At 47.1% G+C, this 22,875-nt stretch carries 24 protein-coding genes; 5 read left to right on the forward strand and 19 right to left on the reverse strand.

The annotated features are described in order from the left end of the window. Nucleotides 1–227: 227 nt before the first annotated feature. From IM638_13685 to IM638_13755, 15 genes are all read right to left on the reverse strand, one after another. Nucleotides 228–884: a YggS family pyridoxal phosphate-dependent enzyme gene (locus tag IM638_13685; protein ID MCA6364086.1), complete on the reverse strand. Its 657-nt coding sequence runs from the start codon at nt 882–884 to the stop codon at nt 228–230. A gap of 2 nt (nt 885–886) precedes the next feature. Further along, nucleotides 887–2,143: a DUF1015 domain-containing protein gene (locus IM638_13690; protein MCA6364087.1), complete on the reverse strand. Its 1,257-nt coding sequence runs from the start codon at nt 2,141–2,143 to the stop codon at nt 887–889. A gap of 22 nt (nt 2,144–2,165) precedes the next feature. Further along, entirely contained in the window at nt 2,166–3,113 is a 948-nt protein-coding gene (locus IM638_13695; protein ID MCA6364088.1) for an NAD(P)-binding domain-containing protein, read from the reverse strand. Nucleotides 3,114–3,187: 74 nt separating this feature from the next. Further along, the gene (gene serC / locus IM638_13700; protein MCA6364089.1) at nt 3,188–4,279 is read right to left on the reverse strand and encodes a 3-phosphoserine/phosphohydroxythreonine transaminase; all 1,092 of its coding nucleotides are present in this window, start codon (nt 4,277–4,279) and stop codon (nt 3,188–3,190) included. A 69-nt stretch (nt 4,280–4,348) separates the two neighbouring features. After that, nucleotides 4,349–4,576 (reverse strand): hypothetical protein, encoded by a 228-nt coding sequence (locus IM638_13705; protein ID MCA6364090.1) that lies wholly within the window; start codon nt 4,574–4,576, stop codon nt 4,349–4,351. A 202-nt stretch (nt 4,577–4,778) separates the two neighbouring features. Then, complete coding sequence (locus IM638_13710; protein ID MCA6364091.1) at nt 4,779–6,461, reverse strand: serine hydrolase; 1,683 nt, start codon at nt 6,459–6,461, stop codon at nt 4,779–4,781. A 115-nt stretch (nt 6,462–6,576) separates the two neighbouring features. Next, complete coding sequence (locus IM638_13715) at nt 6,577–7,008, reverse strand: hypothetical protein (protein ID MCA6364092.1); 432 nt, start codon at nt 7,006–7,008, stop codon at nt 6,577–6,579. Between the two features lie 40 nt (nt 7,009–7,048). Next, entirely contained in the window at nt 7,049–7,516 is a 468-nt protein-coding gene (locus IM638_13720; protein ID MCA6364093.1) for a hypothetical protein, read from the reverse strand. Continuing rightward, nucleotides 7,513–8,085, reverse strand: coding sequence for a sigma-70 family RNA polymerase sigma factor (locus IM638_13725; protein MCA6364094.1), 573 nt, complete (start codon nt 8,083–8,085; stop codon nt 7,513–7,515). The genes IM638_13720 and IM638_13725 overlap by 4 nt, the downstream gene beginning before the upstream one ends. A 381-nt stretch (nt 8,086–8,466) precedes the next feature. Next, on the reverse strand, nt 8,467–8,886 hold the full coding sequence (locus IM638_13730) for a hypothetical protein (protein ID MCA6364095.1): 420 nt from the start codon (nt 8,884–8,886) through the stop codon (nt 8,467–8,469). A 17-nt stretch (nt 8,887–8,903) separates the two neighbouring features. Then, the gene (locus tag IM638_13735; protein MCA6364096.1) at nt 8,904–9,533 is read right to left on the reverse strand and encodes a hypothetical protein; all 630 of its coding nucleotides are present in this window, start codon (nt 9,531–9,533) and stop codon (nt 8,904–8,906) included. A gap of 116 nt (nt 9,534–9,649) precedes the next feature. Next, nucleotides 9,650–10,273, reverse strand: a complete 624-nt coding sequence (locus IM638_13740; GenBank protein ID MCA6364097.1) for a hypothetical protein — start codon at nt 10,271–10,273, stop codon at nt 9,650–9,652. A gap of 82 nt (nt 10,274–10,355) precedes the next feature. Beyond that, nucleotides 10,356–10,934: a Crp/Fnr family transcriptional regulator gene (locus tag IM638_13745; protein ID MCA6364098.1), complete on the reverse strand. Its 579-nt coding sequence runs from the start codon at nt 10,932–10,934 to the stop codon at nt 10,356–10,358. 325 nt (nt 10,935–11,259) lie between these two features. Next, nucleotides 11,260–12,195: a hypothetical protein gene (locus IM638_13750; GenBank protein MCA6364099.1), complete on the reverse strand. Its 936-nt coding sequence runs from the start codon at nt 12,193–12,195 to the stop codon at nt 11,260–11,262. A 154-nt stretch (nt 12,196–12,349) separates the two neighbouring features. Continuing rightward, on the reverse strand, nt 12,350–12,697 hold the full coding sequence (locus tag IM638_13755) for a 4Fe-4S dicluster domain-containing protein (GenBank protein MCA6364100.1): 348 nt from the start codon (nt 12,695–12,697) through the stop codon (nt 12,350–12,352). Between the two features lie 73 nt (nt 12,698–12,770). Between IM638_13755 and IM638_13760 the strand changes: the two genes are divergently transcribed. The 3 genes from IM638_13760 to IM638_13770 all read left to right on the forward strand — a co-directional run bounded on the left by IM638_13760 (nt 12,771) and on the right by IM638_13770 (nt 17,464). Beyond that, nucleotides 12,771–13,817 carry an acyl-CoA reductase gene (locus IM638_13760; GenBank protein MCA6364101.1) on the forward strand — a complete coding sequence of 349 codons (1,047 nt, stop codon included), beginning with the start codon at nt 12,771–12,773 and terminating at the stop codon, nt 13,815–13,817. 166 nt (nt 13,818–13,983) lie between these two features. Beyond that, nucleotides 13,984–16,404, forward strand: a complete 2,421-nt coding sequence (locus IM638_13765; protein ID MCA6364102.1) for a PKD domain-containing protein — start codon at nt 13,984–13,986, stop codon at nt 16,402–16,404. A gap of 16 nt (nt 16,405–16,420) precedes the next feature. Continuing rightward, complete coding sequence (locus IM638_13770; GenBank protein ID MCA6364103.1) at nt 16,421–17,464, forward strand: PorP/SprF family type IX secretion system membrane protein; 1,044 nt, start codon at nt 16,421–16,423, stop codon at nt 17,462–17,464. Between the two features lie 11 nt (nt 17,465–17,475). Here the strand turns inward: IM638_13770 and IM638_13775 are convergent, their stop codons facing one another. From IM638_13775 to IM638_13790, 4 genes are all read right to left on the reverse strand, one after another. Further along, the gene (locus IM638_13775; GenBank protein ID MCA6364104.1) at nt 17,476–17,943 is read right to left on the reverse strand and encodes a hypothetical protein; all 468 of its coding nucleotides are present in this window, start codon (nt 17,941–17,943) and stop codon (nt 17,476–17,478) included. Then, nucleotides 17,940–19,064, reverse strand: coding sequence for a DUF4221 family protein (locus IM638_13780; GenBank protein ID MCA6364105.1), 1,125 nt, complete (start codon nt 19,062–19,064; stop codon nt 17,940–17,942). Before IM638_13780 ends, IM638_13775 begins: the two co-directional genes overlap by 4 nt. A gap of 16 nt (nt 19,065–19,080) precedes the next feature. Then, entirely contained in the window at nt 19,081–19,611 is a 531-nt protein-coding gene (locus IM638_13785) for a hypothetical protein (GenBank protein MCA6364106.1), read from the reverse strand. 116 nt (nt 19,612–19,727) lie between these two features. Further along, nucleotides 19,728–21,134, reverse strand: coding sequence for a hypothetical protein (locus IM638_13790; GenBank protein ID MCA6364107.1), 1,407 nt, complete (start codon nt 21,132–21,134; stop codon nt 19,728–19,730). A 171-nt stretch (nt 21,135–21,305) separates the two neighbouring features. On the opposite strand from IM638_13790, the gene IM638_13795 reads away from it, so the two are divergent. Beyond that, complete coding sequence (locus tag IM638_13795) at nt 21,306–21,557, forward strand: type B 50S ribosomal protein L31 (protein MCA6364108.1); 252 nt, start codon at nt 21,306–21,308, stop codon at nt 21,555–21,557. Nucleotides 21,558–21,641: 84 nt separating this feature from the next. Beyond that, entirely contained in the window at nt 21,642–22,847 is a 1,206-nt protein-coding gene (locus IM638_13800) for a glucose-1-phosphate thymidylyltransferase (protein ID MCA6364109.1), read from the forward strand. Nucleotides 22,848–22,875: the final 28 nt, after the last annotated feature.

The raw sequence follows: 22,875 nt of genomic DNA on the forward strand, positions 1-22,875 counted from the left end.
AAAAAAACCGACTTATGAAATGCTTGTTGTTAATAACTCAATATCGATTTAGGCCCCGGAATACGCAATTCGGGTTGTTTCGTGGTAAGGAATTTTATATTTAATATGCTGTTTATTAGTTTTTTGTATTAGAAAAACAATTGTGCTGCTTGCATAAAAATAATATGTACTTACATTCAATTATTAACAAGAGAATCCGTGAATTTAATCTGAAATATAGGTTTGACTTAACGATTTCCGAAGATTGTGCTGCCAATTCGCACCATATTGCTGCCCTGCTGCACGGCAGTCTGCCAGTCGCTGCTCATGCCCATTGAAAGGATATTGAAATCCGTACCGGCATGCGTGCGGACTGTTTCAAACAATGCGGCCACCTGTGAAAATTCAGCTGCCACCTGGCTTTTCTCATCAGTATTGGTGGCCATAGCCATGAGTCCACGTATGCGTACATGGGGGTAATCCCTCAGGTTTTCAGAGGCAAAAAAGGTGGTTAATTCTTCGGGATAGAAGCCGAATTTGGTTTCCTCACGTGCTACAAATACCTGTAAAAGCACATCTATTTTCCGGCCGCATTTTCCGGCCTGTTTATTAATCTCGGCCAGCAGTTTTTCACTGTCAACCGAATGAATGAGCGACACAAACGGAGCAATATATTTTACCTTATTGCTTTGCAGGTGACCAATCAGGTGCCATTCAATGTCTTTGGGCAATTCTTCGTATTTGGGCACAAGTTCCTGCACCCGGTTTTCGCCGAAAACCCGTTGTCCGGCATGGTAGGCTTCCAGAATACGGTCAGCTGCATGAGTTTTTGAAACAGCCACAAGGGTAACACCTTCCGGCAACATTGCATTTACTTCAGCAAGTTTTGTGCGAATAGTTGTCATGCTTACTGATGGTCTTCGCTAAGGCTGTACATCACAAGTCCGCTGCGCATTTTAGGCTCAACCCAGGTAGTCTTCGGAGGCATAATATTGCCTGTGTCGGCAATGCGTTTGAGCTCCTGCATGGCAACCGGATATAAGCCAAAGGCCACTTTAAACTTCCAGTTATCCACCTGATTTTTTAATTCTTCCGGTCCCTTAATTCCGGATACGAACCCAACACGCTTATCCACTTTCAGGTCTTTTATACCCAGCACAGGATCGAGAATGTATTTGGTGAGCAGATAGGCGTCAAGTGATTCAACCGGATTCTCATTGTTGGTTCGGCCCTCGCGCAAATGCAGCATGTACCAGTTTTTATCGAGATACATGCTGAATACGTGTTTGTGTTCGGGCTGTACAATGTCGGGGCCGGCTTTGCGTATTTCAAAATCGGTTTCCAGTTTTGCCAGAAACTCGCTCTCGGTAAGTCCGTTGAGGTCTTTCACCACACGGTTGAAATCGTAAATGCGCAATTGTGATTCGGGAAAAAACACGCCGAGGTAATAGTTCCAGGCTTCTTTGCCCGAATGTTGTCCTGCTTTTTCACGCCTTTCCTTACCCAGCAGCGCCGAAGATGCCGAGCGGTGATGCCCGTCGGCAATGTACACGGCCGGAATCTGTTCAAAACGTTCGCGCAGATGCTTCACCTGCTCGGGCTGATCCACCACCCACAGTGTGTGTCTGACACGGTCGGTAGTGGTAAAATCAAAATCGGCCCGGCGTTCGGTGGCCAGCATCATCAGGGTGTTAATCTCGGCATCGTCGGGATAGCAAAACAGCACCGGCTCGGCGTTAAAGTCGCACACATCCAGATAATCTTTCAGTTTGTTTTCGCGCTCGGTGAGTGTTTGCTCGTGAATTTTGATGATGCCGTTGAAATAATCGTCAATGCCCGTACAGGCAATAATTCCGGTGTATGTATTGCCCTGCTTGGTTTGCCGGTACACATAATAAGCAGGGTTATTATCCTGTTCAAAAACACCGTCGGCATAAAATTTTTCCCAGGTGGCTTTCACTTTCTGAAGCCTTTCGGGCGAGCCGGGTTTGGTTTTTTGGCCGTCGGTAAAATCAGGATTGATTACGTGGAGGAACGTGAACGGATTTCCGCGCAGTTTTTCGTTCAGATCGCCGCGGCTGTAATTGTCAACCGAGCGAGAAGCCACCAGATGCACTTTATCTGCTGCCGGCCGGATACCGCGAAAAGGTAGAATGCTTGCCATAATTCTGCTGCGCTGTTTTGTGTTAGGCCAGTGCGGCAATAATCCGTTCGGCCAGTTCCACGCCAATGCGCTCCTGGGCTTCATCGGTTGATGCGCCGATGTGCGGGGTGAGCGAAATTTTAGGATGTGCCAGTATGTCTTTGCGCGGTGTGGGTTCATTATTGAACACATCGAGCCCCGCAAAGCCGATATGTCCGCTGTTCAGCGCGGCCAGCAGGTCGTCTTCATTCACTACACCGCCACGGGCTGCATTCACAATACCTGCGCCTTTTTTCATCAGTGCCAGTTCGGCCGCGCCCATCATTTGTCCGCCCGGAACGTGCAGCGTCACAAAATCGGCTGTCTTCAGCACTTCTTCCATGGCAATGGTAGTCACGCTTACTTTTACATCGCCTGCACCTTCAATATGCACAGTTACATCGGCCGCACTCAGGAAAGGATCGTGAGCCACTACTTTCATGCCCAGGCCAAGTGCAATGGAAGCCACCGCCTGCCCAATACGGCCAAAGCCGATGATGCCAATGGTTTTGCCACGCAACTCGGTGCCTCCGGCGTAATTCTTTTTCAGTGTGGCAAAAGCCGTATCACCTTCGGCCGGCATGCGGCGGTTGGCATCGTGCAAAAAGCGCACACCGGTAAACAAATGCGAAAACACCAGCTCCGCCACCGAGTGCGACGAAGCTGCGGGCGTATTGATTACGGCAATGCCTTTCGACTTGGCGTAATCCACATCAATATTATCCATACCCACACCGCCACGACCGATTACCTTCAGCCCCGGGCAAGCATCAATAAGTGCAGCACGCACCTGTGTGGCACTGCGCACGGTTAAAGCCACGTAGCCTTCGGCATTGATCGCATCGGCCAGTGCAGCCTGATCTACTTTGGTGGTTATCACTTCAAAGCCGGCGGCTTCGAGAAGTTGTTTGCCTTTGGCATCAATGCCGTCGTTGGCGAGGATTTTTTTCATACAGCGTTTTGAACATACAGCCAGCGAATTGGGCGCTGGCTGTAACTTATATGTGTTTCAACAGAATGGAATGCTTACGCAAACTTCGCTTCAAACTCTTTCATCACATCCACCAGCACCTGCACGCTTTCGAGGGGCAGCGCATTGTAGAGCGAGGCACGGTATCCGCCCACATCGCGGTGGCCGCGTATTCCGCTTATGCCGGCTGCTTTCCACATTTTGTCAAACTCGGGCTCAAGCTCGGGTTTGGTCATTACAAACGTGGCGTTCATAAACGAGCGGTCTTCCACGGCTGTGGTGCCGGTAAACAGGCTGTTGCGGTCAATTTCGGCATACATGGAGGCTGCTTTGGCGTTGTTTATGCCTTCAATCCATTTTACACCGCCGTTGGCCTTGAGCCAGCGTAAGGTAAGCATGGTTACATAAATGGGGAACACGGGCGGTGTGTTGTACATGGAGCCGCCTTTAATGTGTACCTGATAATCGAGCATCGACAGCATTTTGCGGCCGGTTTTGCCCAGCAGGTCTTCGCGCACGGCTACCATGGTAGAACCCGCAGGGCCCATGTTTTTCTGCGCACCGGCGTAAATCAACCCGAAATCATTCCCATTTACTTCGCGGCTGAAAATATCGCTCGACATGTCGCACACCACCGGAACGGGCGATGTGGGGAACGCTTTCATCTGTGTGCCGTAAATGGTGTTGTTGGAGGTGATGTGCAGGTAATCGGCATCAGCCGGCACTTCGTAGCCTTTGGGAATAAAGGTGAATTTTTTGTCTTCCGACGAAGCAATGACGCGGGTATCACCAATCATTTTTGCTTCTTTGATGGCTTTTGAAGCCCACACACCGGTATTTACGTAGGCTGCAAAACCGTCGGTGCGCAGCAGGTTGTAGGGCACCATGGCAAACTGCAAACTGGCTCCGCCGCCCAGGTAAAGCACCTGCCAGCCGCTGCCCAGTCCGAGCAATTCTTTCACCAGCTCGCGGCTCTCGTCCATAACCGCTTCAAAGTTTTTGCTGCGGTGCGAGATTTCGAGCAGAGAAAGATTGAGATTGTCAAAATTAATGCAGGCTTCGGCGGCCTGTTTCAACACATCGGCCGGAAGTATGCCGGGACCGGCGCTGAAATTGTGTGCTTTTACAGCATTCAGAACTGTTTGCATGGTGTTGGTTGAATAGTGCCCGAATTTACGAAATACAAACACGCCGGAAAGATCAGCGCCCGAAATTTATTATGCGCTGCGTTTCGGTCTGAAGCGGCGACAGGCCTGCCGGGCAGTGCTGCACACCAGCCCAAGCGGGCAGTCAGTGGCTTTGCTCAGCATCTTCGGGTGGTTTAGCAGGCTGCGCAATAGAATCCGGCTCGCCATACCGGCTTGCCCGCAGCTGGTGTAAAGTGTAATTGTGGACAGCAGCACACCGCCAAGCAGCGCATGGAGGAGGGGAGAAGGAGTTTTCATTGTAGCGTTGGTTTTACGCTTTAACTCGCTTCAGCGGGGGGATGAGGTTGGGAGTATTTAACAGTTTTGGGGCAGATGGTTTGCTTTCTATGCCCCGGTAAACGTATTGCAAAAAGAAATTGAATTTATCACGACATGACGCGATAAATTCAATTTCTTTTAAAAATATACTTGACTTACTTTTTTTCAAACACCCCGTCTCTTACTTTACTTTAGCACCCTCCATTTTCTGTCCGCCCTGAGAAAATGTAAGACTGATAATTGTTCCATCCGTATGTAAGTTAAACACCACCTGCGCTCCCATTTCCTTAATTATAAAACGCTGCTCGGCTAAGGCAAAAAGCTCAACAGGCGGCTGCTCCGGGAACTTTGCAAAAAGGTGTTCGTTCTCAATTTCCACTTCAATTTGTAAACCGGGTTGCAGTTCATATACCCCTGTATAGCTGACAAGTGTTTGCAACGGTAATTGTATGGTTTCCATTTCAGCCATTGGTTTTTTATCCGTTTCAATGCCCCTGCTTTTTTCAATCCTGTCGGTATAAAGCACCTGCTTTTTACCATTTTTTGAGGAGAAGGTGTATGTGGCTAAACGGTTTTCAAATCTGAATTCTGTTGCCGACAATGGTTCGAGTTTTATCGGGCGTCCACCCTCGCGCATACTGTAAAGCGATCCGTTTTCATACGAGATGAAGCGTACCACATCCTCAAACTGATAGGCTCCTACCCATTTCTTCAACTCTTTTTCCGAAATTGTAACCGGAGCTTTTTCAATAAGTGATTTGCCTAAAAGAGCAGAAACGGCTTTTATATTGTATGCTTCCGGCCCTTTCCCGTCATCGCGGTTGGTTAATACAATGGAATAAATATTACGTTCAGGAACATAAATGCCGGATGTGGTAAAACCATTCATTCCGCCGGTATGTTCAAGTGTAGCTGTTCCGGCTATTTCATTTATTGCCCAGCCATATCCGTAATTTGACAACTTACCGCTTGTTAAAGTGTGGTTTGTAAATGCCAGTTTCTGACTTTGTGCTGAAATAAGTGTGTGATGATGAATGGCGCTGTGCCATAAAAACATATCGTCAATGGTTGACATTAATGAACCGGCTGCATAAGGAATAGTCGGACTCATGTACTCCGGATTTTCGTAATTGCCTTCATAGAGCTGATAGCCATTGGCCATGCGGGGAATTACTTTGTAATTATCGGCATAATACGAGTTTTTCATTCCGAGTTTATCAAAGATGTTTTTCTGCACAAAGTCACCGTAGCTCATGCCAGAAAGTTTTTCAATTATATAACCCAAAAGCACGTAGCCCGAATTGCTGTAGGCATACCTTTCGCCGGGAGTAAACTCAAGGGGAAGATTTTTAAACGAACTGATGATTTCCTCAGGACGCATGTCGAGCCGTGTTTTTGCTCTGAATTCGGGCAAATTGGTATAGCTTGTTATGCCGGAAGTATGATTCAGCAAATGATGCAGCGTAATCTCGTTTCCTCGTGGGTAATCAGCAATGTATTTCGACAGCTGATCGTTCAGGCTTAATTTGCCTTGTTCCATCAACATCAATATGCTAACGCTGGTAAATTGTTTGGTTATAGAAGCCAGCTGCAGCACATTTTCGGGCTTCATAGGCACATTCAATGCCAGGTTTGCCATACCAAAAGCTTTTCGGTAAATAATCTTGTCGCCCTGAGCAATCAGCACAGTGGCACCCGGCGAATTGGCCGGGTATGCCTGATTGAAAATGGCATCAATTTCAGCTTCTGTTTGTTGTGTGGAAACTACAACTGATCCGGGATCTGCTTTCGATGATACTGGCTTTGATTGCCCGAAAAACAGGTGGGTAGATAACAGTGCTAAACAGGTGAATGTGAATTTCATTTTGTGTGAGTATTATAATTGACTTTGTTCGAAATTGGTTTTGTTTATGGCAATAAATAGCCAGCTCACTGAGTGAGTAATTTTATTTTGTAAAAAGAATTGAACTAGGAGCGCCTTATTTTCTTATGTAGAAGAAATACGCTAAATAACTTAGGCCAAGACTAAAAGCCATTATCGCCAAAGAATGAATATTGATCGGTGCAGTCAGATAAGTAATGGTCAAACCTATACCGAGGCCACAAAAAAGAATAGCCAGTTTAATTGCATTATTCTTCTTCTCCTGAATATTTTTAGTTAATGAGTAAGCCGCTAATTGCTCAGTCATTCCCCGTTCAATAAGTTTGTTTTTTAAACGGTATTCTAAAAAATAGTTAACCAGTGTGACAAGCATAAGAACCAGAAATGACATAAACAGAATGGGGAATATCATTTCAACAACAGGTTGTGTGACAAAGGTATTTCCTGCCGGTTCATTAATCGGATTGTTTTGCGCGGATACCAGAACAGGCATCTGCAGCATGAGTAAGCACACCAATATTTTTTTCATCTCCATATTAATTTTGAATTATACTCAATCAGACAACCTTTTATGACATCGGTTGCAAATTTGTATTAAATAAATTTCCCTCTTTTGTTTTATACTGCCGAATAATATCGGTCAGGATAATCAGTAAAACTATCAGGGCAGTTCCTGTTACCAGAAGTGTTGTAACTATTGAACCGGCGCATATATAATCCAGCACTTGAGCGATATAAGGAATTGAAAAAGAGGAAACGATAATCAGCATAACTGCAAAAAATCCCCAAAAAAATAATTCCTGTTTTCCCCTTTTCTTCTTCTCAAAAAGCATAACTGCATGCATTGCCAGATCAGAAACATCGAATGAAAACGTTTCTGTTTCTACTTCCTGCAGCTGATTAATCAGTGCGTGATATTCATCACGCTTTTTCCTGCAAATGAAGCACCCGGCAAGATGTGCGTCATAAGTATTATCCTGAATCTCATTCAAAATAATAGCTTGAATCGTTTCGTCAGTTAAATGGTTGTTATTCATAACTGCGCGTTTTTATAGTGGTGATTGATATTGTCTTTCAGAATTTTTCTTGCCCTGTACAAATAGCTTTTTACTGTTCCTTCCGGTAGATTGGTAATCTCCGCAATTTCCTTGTTGGGTAATTCTTCTATGTGGTAAAGCGTGATTAACGTTTTATACAAAGGAGGGAGACGGCCGATTGCTGCATGCAGAATTTCTATTGACTCTGCATGAATTGTTTCAACTTCCGGGTTTGGGATTTCGATAAATCGGTTCTCCAGTTTATCTTCAATACCAACAACTTGTATTTTCTTTTTTTGCAAGTAATTTACAGTGGTATTGTAAGCAATATTCGCAATCCAGGTTGATAATTTTGATTTGAATTGAAAAGAAGCCAGATTTTGATAAACCTTTAAATAAATATCCTGCACAAGATCTTTCTGGTCATCTTCATTTACAGTCATTTTACGTACAATCTGAGCAACCAGTTTTTCCGTGTTTTTTATTACAACAGCAAAGCCCTGAACATTACCATTCAGGATGTTGGTCACAATAGCCTTGTCAGAAATGTAGCTACTATCGTTGCTCATGTTTTAATAATAGACAGGCAACTTTCAATCCGGTTGCAAAAAAAATGATTTATTTTTTGATGGGTAAATTGAAGGTGATTTTCTAAATATATACAATTGGCTGAATCATCTAATTTTACCCTGATCTTTGGTAACTTGCTTTTAAAGAGCCTATCCTTTGGATAGAATTAGAAAGTAGCGGCCACCGATTGTTGTGTCCGTTCAATTTCGTTTTCTTTTTAAGTCTCCGTTGCAGACTCCGTGTTTATGATAGGTATAAATTTAAAGACGAATTCCCGACAGTCTTTAACAGGCTGTCAGGAATTCGTCTGTTGAAATGATCGTTCTGATATTCAAAAATTAGCAGAACCGATGTTTGTCAAATTTTGGGTTATCAATCGTTTATGTGTTAACCCGCGGCCATTTCCAGGCATAATTGATAATCATACAAAGAAGAATAACTTGTATTACAGCGCCAATCACCATGTGTATCCAGGCTTCTCCGACCAGATTAAACAAGATAAAGGGGATATTTACCGCGGCAATACAGATATTTGTCCAACGATTTACTTTTGCAGGGAGTACACCGGAAAGAGCAATCATCAGTGCCGGAGCGCCAATTAAGCCAAGTGCGATTAAAAGAAAGCCTTGCGAAATATCAAATACAAACACCTTGCCTTTCAGAATATCGTCGATTGTTCCCGGCATGTATAAATGGAAATAATCCAGATAAATGATGAAGAACATTACGCTTGTCCATAACAATGCAAGCTTCGTTTTGATGTTAATTTTCATGTCTTCCAGCTCAACTTTAGCATTCATGTGTGGTGAGTTTGTCGTTAGAAATTGAATCCAATATTGAGCCCGGGTTCAGGAAAAATAATTTTGGGCCATTTGTCATCGAGTTGTTTAAATCCGTCGGGTAAGGGTGTGTGATAGGCACGATGAGTCATGCAAACCGATGGCTGGAAGAAAAACCGGTCTTTAAATAGTTTGATGTGATAGCCCACGCGGTATGAATTGAAAATCTGAAAACCATCTTTAATTTTCTTCCCGTTGTCATTCACAAAAATCTGCCAGGTAGGCATTACGTCAAGCTGCGCATATAAGCCTTTCCAAAAAAAACGGGTATAAGAGAATGTGGCGCCAATCTCACGTATATAGCCCGGAAATTTTTCTTCGGGTTTTTTGTACGCATCATTTAGAAACGGATGAATACCATTCGGCCATGCATATTTCCATGTTTTGGGCGCTATTCCAATTACATCTTTTCCAGTAAGCCGGTAACCAATATTGAGCTGAACGAAATTGGGCGGATTTTCCTTGTCTAAATTGCCGAACAACATAAATAATGAAGTCCCCACAAACCAACGTCTGTATGTGCTGTCTGTTTCAGAATACTGCGCTTTAAGATGGAGCGAGCTTGTTATCATTACGATAAAAGCAATAAATAAAACTTTCTTTTGCATAGTTTTTACTAATTAGAATTGATAATGCAAAAGTAGATTGGCGCCCGTGCTTAACTCCTACACTTAAGTTAAGAAATCGGCCTTGCCGGTATTGGTGTTTGTATATTTATCAGCCTCTAAAAGTTAAATCCAAAGTCCAAACCGGGCTGAATAAAGTAATTGGGCCACTTGTTTTCCACAGCTTTAAAAGATTCAGGCACATTGGTTCGCAGCGGCCAATAGCTGCAACCGATAGCGGGCTCAAAAAAGAACCGGTTTTTAAAAAACTTAAATTGATATCCGAGATAAAAGTCCAGATATAAGGTGTATCCGTTTCCAATCTTTTTATCCGTTGCGTCCACATATTTTTCAAACGCATTTAGTGCATACAACGATGTATAAACACCTTTCCACCAAAATCGCTGATAGCCTAATTGTGGTGCAATTATGCGCGCATGACCAGGATAGTTCAGGCCGGGGGCATCAAATGAAGGGCCGAAAGGAATCCCAATCGGCCAGCTGTATTTTGATCGTTTGAACCTAAAAGACACCACATCGTGAGGAGTTATCCGGTACCCCACATTCAACTGGATATACTCCGGTTTGTTGGGGTCATCCGGGATAAAATTTCCTAACATCAGCAGCGAACTTCCCACAAACCAGCGCCGGTACGTGCTGTCTGCCTCAGCATGTTGTGCCTTGAGATTAAGGCTGCATGCAATGAGTAAGAGGCTGGCAAGGAAAAAGACTTTCTTTTGCATTTTCGTTTTCTTTTAGTGAAACGATGCAGCAAAAGTAGATTGACAAAAGTGCATAGCTACAGCACTTAAGTTAAGAACGCGCTCAGCTTTTCTTATCCAGAATTCTTGCACGCAGCCTGCTTAACGATTGTGGCTGAATGCCTAAATAGCTGGCTAACTGGTGCTGGGGCACACGCTGAAGAAGATCCGGCCTCTTTTCTAACAGATTCAGATAACGTTGTTCTGGCGAAGAGGTTTTAAATTCATCAAAGTCTATTTGTTGTTTAGCTAAAAGTTCTTCAGACAGTTTTCTGCACATAATTTCAAACTTTGGAAATTTACTATTCATTTCCACTTCCATAGCTGAATTTGAAATTGTAAGGATGGTGTCTTCTACGCAACTTATATAATATTCAGACGGTGTTTGGCTTATCACACAATGAGGAGTAATCGCATCCATTTCTGTGTAAAATGCAGTTGTCTTTTCTTCACTGTCAATAATATAGTATTTTCGAATACAGCCTTTTAACACAAAATAGCTTTCGTTCGATTTTTGTCCCTCCTTCAGAATAATTGTACCCTTCTTTACCGAATGAAATAAATTCAATGAAATGAGTGTGTTTCTCTCCTCTTCATCCAAAGAAATATATTTGGAGATAAAATCAAATAGCAGGTCTTGCATTTTTTTGAAGCGATTAATTTCTTATTTACAGTTATTGGCAAAGTTATGAACCTTTGGGAGCAGGAGCTACGTCTTGGTAAAATACCGCAAAATTTACTTTGCAGGATATATATTCTGCTAACCACTTATACGGTAATTCGTTTGCCTAAAGTTAGGAGTCGTTTTAGTGGATATTAAATTGTTTTTAGATATTGAAAAACAGACCAGATTCAGCAGGATAATTCATAGTCGCAGTCATTCTTCACATTGTGAATGAGCAGCATAATATTTACAATAGATCAGTTTAAATAAATCATTTTCATTTTACAGTACACGTTCAACACGTTTATTTGGGCCTTCCGCCCAAATTAGGCTTATCGCCTTCGTTTCGCTGCTTGTTCATATCCGGTGATCCGGGCGCGTTGTACTTATCATCCTGCCTGCGCTTTTTGTTCTTTGCCTCAATATTTTCAATCAACCGCCATTTCCCTTTTTTGAACTTAAATCCGTCGTAAGTAAACGTCTGTGTATAAAACTGGTACATGCCGTCGGCATTGGGAATTTCAGGAGCGAGGCGGTCGAATACAATCTGCTTGTCGCTTTCTTCATAACGGAGTGTCATAACCAGCTCCGCTTTGTACTGAAAAATAATACGGCGCTTTGAAATTTTGCCCATATCGAAGAGCGAGTTTTCGCCGAAAACGGGTGCTCCGTCGCTGCGGAAGGTGAGTACTTCAATTACTTTCTTCCAGATCATGTTGTTGTTGCCGTCCCAGCCAAGCAGCGTGTAGTATTTATCTTTTTTGCTTTGTGTAAGTACAATGCGGTAATAGAGTGCGCCATACCATTTATCGGCACTCAGTGTGGATGTTTCCGGGCTGCGAATTTCGTCGGATTTATCGGTGAGTTCGTGAATAAGGGGTTGGGCATCTTTACCGTTATTCATCAGAATAAAACAAAAATATTGATGTGTGCCATCGTTGAGCGGCAGGTTCCAGTTAAAGATGCGGAACTTTTCGTCGGGCGCGGTGAGCCGGGCCATGAATTTGAGCGAATCAAACGGATAGCTGAATGCGCCCTGCTCGCTGAGGGCTTCGCGCAAAAAAGCGGTAAATTTTTTATTGGCCTCCAGTTTCGCTTCATCCTTTCCTTTAAATACTTTTGGTCCGATACGTTTTAACGAATCTTCAAGTACTTTGAGGCGGGGCGAAGCGGGCGTATCATCAGCCACTGCATGCAGGCTGAGGCTGAGGAAAAAAAGGCAGGCCAGAAAACGGGTCATAAATGGTAAACGGATATTGTGTAAAGTTATTGAGTTAAGGGAAACTGCACATACTGTATGGTGATATGCAAAAAAAATGCCGTCAGGACGATGAAGGGTCCGAACGGCATTATTTATATGGAAATTATGCAGGACAACTAATGTCCGTATGGCACTAAAGGTGCAGTGAGCTTTTTTTCGCGAGGAGTTCTTCCTTGCTTTCGCGGTGGTTTTCATCGTCCACACAACAGTCAACCGGGCAAACGGCTGCGCACTGGGGCTCGTCGTGAAAGCCTACGCACTCCGTGCATTTGTCGGTTACAATGTAGTAGTAATCCATTTGCACCGGTTCCTGAGCAGTATCGGCATCGGCTGAGATACCGGTTTTGGAGGTGAACATGCCTTTGAGGGAGGTTCCGTCGGCAAAACGCCATTCGGCACCGCCTTCATATATTGCGTTGTTGGGGCATTCGGGTTCACAGGCTCCGCAGTTAATGCACTCGTCGGTTATTTTGATCGCCATAGTTGGTTGCTTCTTGTTAGTTTTGCGGTGTGCAAAAATACATAATATCAACCAACGGAAAGGCCAAAAGTTCATGTTAAATCGAGAAGAGCGTATTGCCGCATTTGTTTCGCTTGGCGAGGCATTTGGGCGTATCGCCAATGGCAATGCGGTTTCGGCGGCCGAAACGGACTTTCAGGAAATGATTCCGGGCTATCACCTTTCCAATGGCTGGTACACCCCTGCGTTTATCCGTCACCGCCTGCAGCAAATGGCGGCCGGACTGGGCAAAGAGGTACTGGAAAACTGGCTGGGTAACTACACTTTTCCCGCCAGCCTGCACGATAAAAATGTGGCGGTAATACTGGCCGGTAACCTGCCCATGGTGGGATTTGATGATTTTGCGGCCGTGCTGCTTGCAGGGGCAAAATTCTGCGGCAAACTATCGAGCGATGATAAACGCATGATGCCGGCCATTGGTGCATTGCTTACCGAAATTGAGCCGAGGTTTGAAGGGCAGTTTGTGTTTACCGATTTCCGCCTGCCGAAAATTGATGCGGTAATTGCCACCGGCAGCAACAATTCATCGCGGTATTTCGATTATTACTTCGGTAAATACCCGCACATTATCCGCAAAAACCGTCACAGCGTAGCCGTGCTCACCGGCAACGAAACCCGCGAAGCACTTACTGCCCTTGGCGACGATGTGTTCATTTACTTCGGACTGGGCTGCCGCAGTGTGTCTAAACTATTTGTGCCTGAAGGTTACTCATTCAATACTTTTTACGAATCCATTCTGCATTGGGGCGAAACCATGACCGGCCACAAAAAGTACATGAACAACTATGAATATCACCGCACGCTGTATCTGCTGAGCCGCGAAACCCTGCTTGATAATAATTTCCTGCTGCTCAAGGAAGATGCCGCGCTCAGCTCGCCTCCCGGCATGTTGTTCTGGGAAAGCTACAGCAGCCCCGAAGCGTTGCAGACACGCCTGCAAAGTCTCCAACCGGAATTGCAATGTGTGGCCGGCTCCGCACAACTGTGGCCCGGCGCACTGCCGTTCGGACAAACCCAATGCCCCGGCCCGGCCGATTATGCTGATGGTGTTGATACCCTGGCATTCTTGTGCAGCCTCTAAATGTAGTGCCTTCAGGTTCTGATTCGGCACCGTACACCGGTATGTAACTACATCGGTAATTCTCCGTAAAATCGTTGGAAATAAACGCCAACCGAACCCTTGCCGGAGCAAAATCATTAGTAAGAAAAAATCCTAACAGTTACTGAGATTTTATTGATGTAGTTGTATGAAAAACCTTTACCTGCTGCTTTTTACGCTGCTGTTGCATTTGGCTGCAAAAGGCCAGGTGTTCTGGTCGGAAAACTTTAACAACAGCTGTGCTTCTGGCTGCACTGCCATAGGCTATTCGAGCGCAAACGGTTCCTGGACTCAAACAGTAATGGGCCTTGAAGGCACTGACCCGAATGAATGGTATGTAAGCTGTGCCGAAAACGGCTATGTGGCCGGCAACTGCGGCACCGGCTGTGTGCCGCTCACAGCCACGGCCACAGGCGCTTCGCTGCATATCGGCGCTTCTGTAAACTGGTTTGGCGATATTGGCGCTGCTTACGATGCCGGCGGACTCTGCGGTATTCTTTCCTGTCCGCAAACCAACCGCCGTATCGAATCGCCTGCCATCAACTGCACCGGGCAGTCAACCATTACACTCAGCTTTACTTATATTAAACAGGGTGCCGCGCCCAACGACGATGCCGAAATCTGGTATTTCGACGGCGCTACATGGACTTTCCTTGCCAACCCGCCGGCCACCAACAACGGGCCCTGTGCGCCGCAGGGACAGTGGACAAACTACACCGTGGCACTACCGGCATCGGCCAACAACAACGCCAATGTGAAAATTGGTTTCCGCTGGGTAAACAACGACGACGGCGTGGGCACTGATCCTTCTATTGCCATTGATAATATGGAACTGAGCACGCCGCCTAATCCGCTTGCTCCCGTAGTGGCATTTTCGGCATCAGACAGCAGCATTTGCGTGGGCGATTGCATCAGCTTTACTGATCTTACCACAAACTCACCCACAGCGTGGAGCTGGTCGTTTCCCGGTTCGGCCACAGCCACATCGGCCGTGCAAAATCCGGCAAACATTTGTTACAACACACCGGGCACGTATGCGGTTACACTTACTGCCACGAATGCAAACGGTACGGGCACACTTACCCAAACTGCATTCATTACCGTAAGCGCACTGCCCACGGCATCGGCAGGAGCCGGGCAAACCGTGTGTACCGGACAGCCGGCCACACTAACCGGCACCGGCGGAGGCACTTACCTCTGGCAGCCGGGCAACCTTACCACAGCCAGCATAACCGTAACGCCCGCTGCAACCACAACCTACACACTTACTGTTACAAACGCCGCCGGCTGCACAGGTACTGCACAGGTTACTGTTACCGTTATTCCCTGCGTGGGCCCGATAGCTGCATTTACTGCCAGCGACCTCAGCATCTGTGTGGGCGACTGCATCAATTTCACCGATCAGAGCACCGGCCCGCCCACCTCGTGGAGCTGGACATTTACCGGCGCCGCCACGGCTTCTTCAACCGTACAAAATCCAACCAATATTTGCTACAACAGCCCCGGCACGTATGCCGTTACACTTACCGTAACCAATGCCAACGGCAGCAATACGCTCACACAAAACAGCTACATTACCGTAAATCCGCCGCCTTTGGCTAATGCAGGCAGCAACCAGACCGTGTGCAGCGGGCAGCCGGCCACACTTACCGGCAGCGGGGGCGTCAGCTACAACTGGCAGCCGGGCAACCTTAGCGGTGCCACCGTTACTGTTACGCCCGCCACCACAACCACCTACACACTCACCGTAACCGATGCCAACGGATGCACCGCCACAAGTTCAGTAACAGTTACGGTGCAGCCATGTGTGGCTCCGGTGGCTCAGGCTTCTGCTTCCGACCAAACGCTTTGTGAAGGTGACTGTATCAGCTTCAGCGATTTGAGTACAGGTGCGCCCTCGTCGTGGAGCTGGCAGTTTCCGGGCGGTACTCCGGCTTCATCCACCCAGCAGAATCCGGGTTCGGTATGTTATGCTTCTGCCGGTGTATATGATGTAATTCTGATTGTGACCAACACCTTTGGCAGCGATACGATTACGCTTACTAATTATATTAACGTAGCTGCTCCACCGGTGCTCACTGTAAGTTCGGGTGCCACCATTGGTATCGGAAGCAGCCTGCAACTCACCGCTACTGGTACAGGCACATACAGCTGGGCGCCTTCTGCCGGATTAAGTTGCACTTCCTGCGCATCGCCGGTAGCAAGTCCTACGGTAAATACGGTTTACACCGTAACACTCACAAACGCAAACGGCTGTACCAGTTCCGACACAGTACGTATTCAGGTAATTGAAGCGTATGGTTTGTTTGTGCCTTCGGCATTTTCGCCGAATGACGACGGGGCAAACGATGTATTGTTTGTGTACGGTCCGGGTATCCGCACGCTTGAGTTTATTGTGTTTAACCGCAACGGTGAAATCGTGTTTGAAACCACCTCGCAAACCGTGGGCTGGGATGGTACACACCGTGATAAGCCTGTGAATACGGGGATTTATGCCTATTTCCTGCGGGTGGAGTATTTCGACGGGCGTTCGGAAACACGAAAGGGTGATATTTCAGTAGTACGTTAATTGAGGAGGAGGACACATGAAAAAGCACATACTTGCATCGGTATTTTTCGGATTGCTGGCGGTAACTGTTTCGGCGCAGGATTTTCATTACTCGCTGTTTCACATGGCGCCGCTTACTGTAAATCCGGCGTTAACCGGCAATTTTACGGGCGATTTGCGGGTGATTAACAATTACCGCACCCAATGGTCGGCCGTATCGAAACCATTTGTTACCTATTCGCTGGGGGCGGATATGCCGTTTCAGAACAGGAACAAACGCAAACAAACACGCGATTTTTTTGCGCTGGGATTGAATGTGAATGTGGACAAGGCCGGCAGTTCGATGCTCAGGAACAACAGCTACAACGTGAGTGGTTCCTACAATAAATCGCTCGATGGGGGCAGCAAAACATTTTTCTCGTTTGGTGTTCAGGCCGGCCTTAACCAGCGCAGCATTGATCTCTCACAATCAACCTGGGGCAGGCAGTTTAATGGACTTACGTATGATGCGGCGCTGCCAAACGGTGAAGCATCAGCTTTTGCCGATGCGTATTTCTTTATCGATATGGCTGCGGGTGCAGCAATTACCACCAATGTAAACGATCGTTTTAAAATGAATGTGGGCCTTGGCGCGCATCACCTTGCTCGTCCGCGCATTAGTTTTCTCGGCAGCAACGATCAGCTTTACCGCAAACTGATGGCGCATTGGTCGGCGCAAATCAGGTTGAGTGAAGGAGGTGGTACTTATTTGCTTCCGCGCGTGTTGTTTGCCCGTCAGGGCCCGTCGCAGCTTATCAATCTCGGGCTGGGCATGAAATTCAAGCTCAGCGAACGTTCGCGCTACACCAATTATCAGGAGGAAAAATCGTTTTCCTTTGGCGGCATGTACCGAACCGGCGATGCGCTGAGTGCGTGGGTGAGGATTGATTACGGCCCTGTGGGCGCAGCGTTGAACTATGACTTCAACGTGTCGCGGCTTACACCTGCTTCGCAGGGGCGCGGTGCAGTTGAGGCGATGGTAATTTATACCGGTATTTTTCACAATCAGAATACCCGGCTGGCCTCACCATCCTTCTTCTAAGAGTTTCAAAGTCAGTGCCAGCGTATCAGCGAGTCCAATCCACGGTCGAAAATACCGTCGAAATTGCGCATGTCGCGAATACGCGCATGTTCAGTACGTATAACTGTCACGTTGGAAATGCGCAGGTTGATGCGTTCCATTACTCCCTTTTCATCAAACAAAAAAGGCACCGGATACATTTCTTCGGGCAATGTGTTAATGCTTGAAATAATAATGGTGGTATAAGTACTGTCGGGCCGTAGCTGGCGAACCCGTTCAAGCGTATTGGCCATGCAGCCTTTACAGCCTTTTCCCGGCACCATGATATACACATGCCGCTGCTGTGGAATGGAGTCGGCAAACACATCATGCAGGTATTTGCGAAATACACGTGTGGGCAAACTTTCCTGAGGCGGCAATGGTTTCGGCTCGTTGCCGCCACAGGAGTGGAGTGCAATGAGTGCGGGTAAGCAAAGAAGAAAAAAGAAAAAACGACTCAAAGATTTTCGGGCTGAAAAATTGTGAACGTGGCCTTGGGCATGGTCAGCGACTCGTTGCGGCGCATCACCAAAATGCCTTTCGAAGTAATAAGAACCGCTGGCAGGTATTGCTTGGGATCAAAAACCACATCGCCCACCACGTTAAAGTTTTCGTCGAGCATCATGAGCGACCAGTTTTTGTCAATGCTCTGATTAATTGTGATGCTGTCTTTGCTTACATACTGCTGTGCATGATGTACAATGCGGTAATACATTTTGCGGTATGGATCGTAGTCGAGGCTCAGGTAGCGCGGTTCTTCCACCGTGTAACGATCCACAAATGCGTAGTTTCCTGTGCTATCGTCAGGATATTCGCGCAAGGCAGTCATGTATTTGCTTTTCACGTAATGTGAAGCCACGCGTTTTCCATTTTCATACACAAACAGCGAGTCGTCGGCTCCAAAACCATGCACCACCTGCCCCAAAGAATTAATACAGCGTTGCGGATAGTAATCGCGGTAGCCGTTTCCTTCGCGATAGCTTTTGGGCCACAGGCCGCTGCTGTTTATAACGCCATTGACCGGGCTTTTCAAATCAAAAATTACTTCACCTGGTGTTTTGAAATATTCAATCCGGTCTTTGCGCGAGTTTACCGGCAGCGACTTTTGTGCACAGGTGGCATAAATTTTATTGGCGGAGTATATCATGCCTGAGCGGGGCAGGCTGATGAGTGCGTAATCAGAAACATTACCGGTTAGCTTACCGGTAACTTCCCAGCGGTTCACAATTTTACCCGAGCTGTTGAGCAGGCATATTATGCGTGAATGCGGAATAATCACAAAAATGGAATCGGGGCCGTAGGAGCTGATTCCCCAGATCCGTCTTTCTGGTGAAATAGAGTCGATAGCATTGAGCGGAACGCTGTGTTTCAGCTCGCCGTTTTCGGCATCAAAAAAGTTCAGGAATGCTGTTTCTAGCGAAAATGCGCGGATGTAGCTGCCATCAGCGGCCCAGTTGCGAAGCGTTACCAGTGTGGTATCGGCATACACACGTTCACCAACCGGCTTTAAACCGATTTCGGATTCGCGGCAGGCAGTAAGGAAAAAGAGAAACAACAACAACGCACCGGCTGTACCTTTCATCGGTAAAGGGCGGGGCTTAGTGGGAGGGAATAATGTCGGAAGCAGAAATCATGATGGTGTGAATGATCTGCTCACTGCGCGGCTGTGCACCGCGTGTTACAGTACCTTTCTTCACTACCATATAAAACACATCGCCGTTCGAATTTGATTGACGAACAAGTGTTAAGTGCCCCTGTGCAAGCCCGCTGATAATTTCGGGTTTGTGATTGAACATGGGCAACTGAGCCACATTGGTACGTGCTGAAAAATAGGTTTCAAGCGTATTATTCTCGATCATATTGTCGAGATCATTCATGCGTGAACTGGTGATGGATGTGCGTGCACAATCCGACATGGGCTCGGCGCAGTACCACTCCTGTGTGAGCGGATCTTTTACAAGTGTTAAGTTGAATTCGGTTTTGTTCAGGTCTCCCGGATTATTATTGTCATCATCTGTAGTGCGCAGAAAAGAGCCGTTTTTGCTCAAACCGTAATTGGTTTGATCTTTGGCGCAAGAAGCGATAAGCAAAAGACTTGCGGCGGCAGCGAATAAAGGGAGACGTTTCATAACACGTATTGTTTTCCGAAAGGTAAGTATTATTTCTTAATGCCACAACAGTCAGGCTCCTGTTTTACAGAGCGGGCAGTTTGGCGAATAAGTGGTTTGTTTTGGCCGGTAAGTGGTTACTGGCGTTCGTAGGCTCCGGCATCGGGCTGGGTGCTGCTCCGGGGCAGGTTGGCCAGATCAAACGGTACCAGAATGCCCACGGCCGGGTCGCCGATATTGAGGGCGGCTGAAGCAGCCCCCGGCCGGTAATCACGCTCACCTACGTCGGTAAAGTCCGGGTTCTGGTTAATCAGGTTAGACACAAAGCGGGTAGGATGGGAGGTTGGAATGTTTGTTTTGAGGAGGCAGTGTCTGAACCGGTACTGAAAAGGCACGTTATTGGTAGTATTTGAATCAAGAACAAGTTCGTTCTCTTTATCGCCATAAATAATGCAGTTTTCAATATCGCATTGCGTAAGCGGGCGGTTATAAATATTACCGTCTGCAGCTTCGTATCCGTTAAAAATATAAACGGTCGGTGTAGTACGGTTTGATGCATTCCAGTAATTGGCAAATGTACTTTGTATAAAGCGGTAACGCCCGCCAAAGCCCAGCACGGCGCAGTGTTCGGCGCAGTTATACACAAGTACATTCTCGCCTTCCATCCAGGTACCGCGTGCGAAAATACCGTAAACCGACATGTTGCGGATTTCGGTATTACTGAGTTTGAGCGTGGGGTTGGCCGATGCGCCCAATGTATCGCACACAATGCCAACAATGCCGTTTTTAATTACAGCCCAGTCAATGATGTTGTTTTTGCTGCCCGAGGAGAGCCAGATATATCCCCATTGCCCCGGTTCTTCCGCATATTCGGCTTCAAGGCGGTCGCCCTGAAAGGTTACTTTACTGCCAGCTGTGCCCAATACTTCAAGTGTGGCACAGGAATCGGCCGCCAGCACGGCGTTTTTATGCAGATGTACTTTTGTGCCGGCATTAATGGTGAGTTTGCAGCAGCTCGGAATTATGGCAAAACCATAAATCACGTGTGGCTTGTCGTTGGTCCATACCTCATTGCAGTCGAGCACTTCGTTGAAGTGGAAATGCGCATCCTGCCCCACGGCATTCAGTATTACCCGCTGCACATTGCCATTGGTTACAAATACAACCGAGTCCTCCACCATCAGCGGTGAGTTGCTGTTGTTCGGATTCACAGTTACATCTACAAATACATACATACTGTCGCCCCCGCGCAGCAAAACATCACCGGTACTCACTACGGGCAGTCCGTCCACATTAATTCTGAATTGCGAGGTAGTACCTCCGGCAAGTTGAATGGATGAAATGCGCACCGCCTTACTGCTGAAATTATACACTTTAAAATTGCGTGTAGCTGAACCAACAGTGGTAAACACCGTGTCAAACACCACTGTATCGCGCGAAAATACAAGCGCAGCATCCTGATCTTCGTCCAGCTGGTCGCGCCGGCATCCGTCGATAAAAGGCAGTATAAAAATGGCAGCAAGTAAAACTCTCAGCAAATGCATACGCGGCAAAAATACAGGTTCGCGCCAGAAAAACGATTTTTAACCCGGTTTATTGCCCAATGCCCCGTAAACCGGGGCAATGAGAAATTTTTATGAACAGTGTTGTACTTTATTGATTTTTTTCTACTTTTGCAGTCCCATACGTGATATGGAATTATTGTTCAAAGCAACATGAAAAAAGGAATCCATCCCGAAAACTACCGCCTCGTTGTCTTCAAAGACATGTCTAACGAACAGGCATTTATGACCCGTTCAACAGCGGAAACAAAAGATACTATCGTCTGGGAAGACGGCAATGAGTATCCCCTCATTAAGCTTGAAATTTCAAACACCTCGCATCCGTTCTACACCGGCAAAATGAAGCTGGTTGACACTGCAGGTCGTATCGATAAATTCCGCAACCGCTACCAGAAAAAAGCGTAACTGCTGGATCAATACACAGAAATCCCCCGGAAATTCCGGGGGATTTTTATTTATGCTTGCGCTTTTTGCTGAAATTTGTACGCTATGAGCTTCCAGACCGCCTTTTTCGACGATGAATACCGCACGGCACTGCTGCCGCTGGCGGCTACCCGTCCGCTTTGCGACTTTCGTTTTGGCATTTTTACCGTGCGCGAAAAATGGGAGCGGCAGCTGACCGTTTCATCCACCACGTTTGCCGCACCGTCGCTTCAGGAACTCTGGCCGTTTGCGCCGCAGCCTGACGTGCCGCTGGTGTGGATAAACGGCCGTGTAGCACCATCAGCGCAGCTGGCGGCCGAAGTAAAGGCGCTCAAACCCGGTCAGGGCCTTATTAAAGGCGAACTGCTCATTGCCTGCCACGCAGGCACGGATCATGCCCCGCTGGTACTGGACGACAGCGACCACCTCCGCGTAAACTACGAACTCCGCGAAACCACTGCCGAAGCCATTGTAATACGCCGCATTCACGATTTATTTACCCAAAACCGCCGCGGCCTGCAGCTTGATTTTGAGCTGATTGCCGGCAATACGTTTCAGCAGCCTGATGCCTCCTGCACGGTTATCGGCCCGCATCCGGTGCTTATGGAACCGGGCGCCAAAGCTGCAGGCTGCATTTTCAATACCACCGAAGGCCCCGTGTACATTGCCGCCGGTGCCGAAGTAATGGAAGGCTGCCTCGTGCGCGGACCCATTGCCATCTGCAGCGGCGCACAAATAAAAATGGGCGCCAGACTTTATGCCGACAGCACCATCGGCCCTGGCTGCAAAGTGGGCGGCGAAGTGACCAACACCATTTTCTTTGCCAATGCCAACAAAGCACACGACGGCTACCTCGGCAATTCGGTTATCGGCGAGTGGTGCAACCTGGGAGCCGACACCAATACCTCCAACCTCAAAAACAATTACGGCCCGGTAAAAGTGTATAACTACGCCATTGGCGGCGAAGAAGACACCGGCCTCATTTTCCACGGCCTCATCATGGCCGACCATGCCAAGTGCGGCATTAATACCATGTTTAACACCGGCACCGTGGTAGGCGTGGCAGCCAATGTGTTTGGCAGCGGCTTTCCCCCAAAGTTTATCCCCGATTTCAGCTGGGGCGGGGCCGATGGATTTACCGAATACAGCCTGCACAAAGCCATCGAAACCGCCGAACGTGTGTTTGCCCGCCGCAATAAACAAGTAGAAGCACCTTTGCGCCGCCTCTTCGAAACCGTGTTTGAACGAACCGCTGCTTTACGTCGTTTCTGACACAGTTATTGCCATAACGGCAGCATTT

Source organism: Bacteroidota bacterium (assembly GCA_020402865.1).
Lineage (GTDB): Bacteria > Bacteroidota > Bacteroidia > Palsa-965 > Palsa-965.

Bases quoted from the DNA above. Each gene is read 5' to 3' on its own strand.
- IM638_13760 (MCA6364101.1), top strand. From the start codon at position 12,771: ATGTTAAATCGAGAAGAGCGTATTGCCGCATTTGTTTCGCTTGGCGAG.
- IM638_13765 (MCA6364102.1), top strand. From the start codon at position 13,984: ATGAAAAACCTTTACCTGCTGCTTTTTACGCTGCTGTTGCATTTGGCT.
- IM638_13725 (MCA6364094.1), bottom strand. From the start codon at position 8,085: ATGAGCAACGATAGTAGCTACATTTCTGACAAGGCTATTGTGACCAAC.
- IM638_13710 (MCA6364091.1), bottom strand. From the start codon at position 6,461: ATGAAATTCACATTCACCTGTTTAGCACTGTTATCTACCCACCTGTTT.
- IM638_13755 (MCA6364100.1), bottom strand. From the start codon at position 12,697: ATGGCGATCAAAATAACCGACGAGTGCATTAACTGCGGAGCCTGTGAA.
- IM638_13795 (MCA6364108.1), top strand. From the start codon at position 21,306: ATGAAAAAAGGAATCCATCCCGAAAACTACCGCCTCGTTGTCTTCAAA.
- IM638_13740 (MCA6364097.1), bottom strand. From the start codon at position 10,273: ATGCAAAAGAAAGTCTTTTTCCTTGCCAGCCTCTTACTCATTGCATGC.
- serC (MCA6364089.1), bottom strand. From the start codon at position 4,279: ATGCAAACAGTTCTGAATGCTGTAAAAGCACACAATTTCAGCGCCGGT.
- IM638_13690 (MCA6364087.1), bottom strand. From the start codon at position 2,143: ATGGCAAGCATTCTACCTTTTCGCGGTATCCGGCCGGCAGCAGATAAA.
- IM638_13705 (MCA6364090.1), bottom strand. From the start codon at position 4,576: ATGAAAACTCCTTCTCCCCTCCTCCATGCGCTGCTTGGCGGTGTGCTG.
- IM638_13790 (MCA6364107.1), bottom strand. From the start codon at position 21,134: ATGCATTTGCTGAGAGTTTTACTTGCTGCCATTTTTATACTGCCTTTT.
- IM638_13780 (MCA6364105.1), bottom strand. From the start codon at position 19,064: ATGAAAGGTACAGCCGGTGCGTTGTTGTTGTTTCTCTTTTTCCTTACT.
- IM638_13685 (MCA6364086.1), bottom strand. From the start codon at position 884: ATGACAACTATTCGCACAAAACTTGCTGAAGTAAATGCAATGTTGCCG.
- IM638_13750 (MCA6364099.1), bottom strand. From the start codon at position 12,195: ATGACCCGTTTTCTGGCCTGCCTTTTTTTCCTCAGCCTCAGCCTGCAT.
- IM638_13785 (MCA6364106.1), bottom strand. From the start codon at position 19,611: ATGAAACGTCTCCCTTTATTCGCTGCCGCCGCAAGTCTTTTGCTTATC.
- IM638_13695 (MCA6364088.1), bottom strand. From the start codon at position 3,113: ATGAAAAAAATCCTCGCCAACGACGGCATTGATGCCAAAGGCAAACAA.
- IM638_13735 (MCA6364096.1), bottom strand. From the start codon at position 9,533: ATGCAAAAGAAAGTTTTATTTATTGCTTTTATCGTAATGATAACAAGC.
- IM638_13730 (MCA6364095.1), bottom strand. From the start codon at position 8,886: ATGAATGCTAAAGTTGAGCTGGAAGACATGAAAATTAACATCAAAACG.
- IM638_13770 (MCA6364103.1), top strand. From the start codon at position 16,421: ATGAAAAAGCACATACTTGCATCGGTATTTTTCGGATTGCTGGCGGTA.
- IM638_13800 (MCA6364109.1), top strand. From the start codon at position 21,642: ATGAGCTTCCAGACCGCCTTTTTCGACGATGAATACCGCACGGCACTG.
- IM638_13720 (MCA6364093.1), bottom strand. From the start codon at position 7,516: ATGAATAACAACCATTTAACTGACGAAACGATTCAAGCTATTATTTTG.
- IM638_13745 (MCA6364098.1), bottom strand. From the start codon at position 10,934: ATGCAAGACCTGCTATTTGATTTTATCTCCAAATATATTTCTTTGGAT.
- IM638_13715 (MCA6364092.1), bottom strand. From the start codon at position 7,008: ATGAAAAAAATATTGGTGTGCTTACTCATGCTGCAGATGCCTGTTCTG.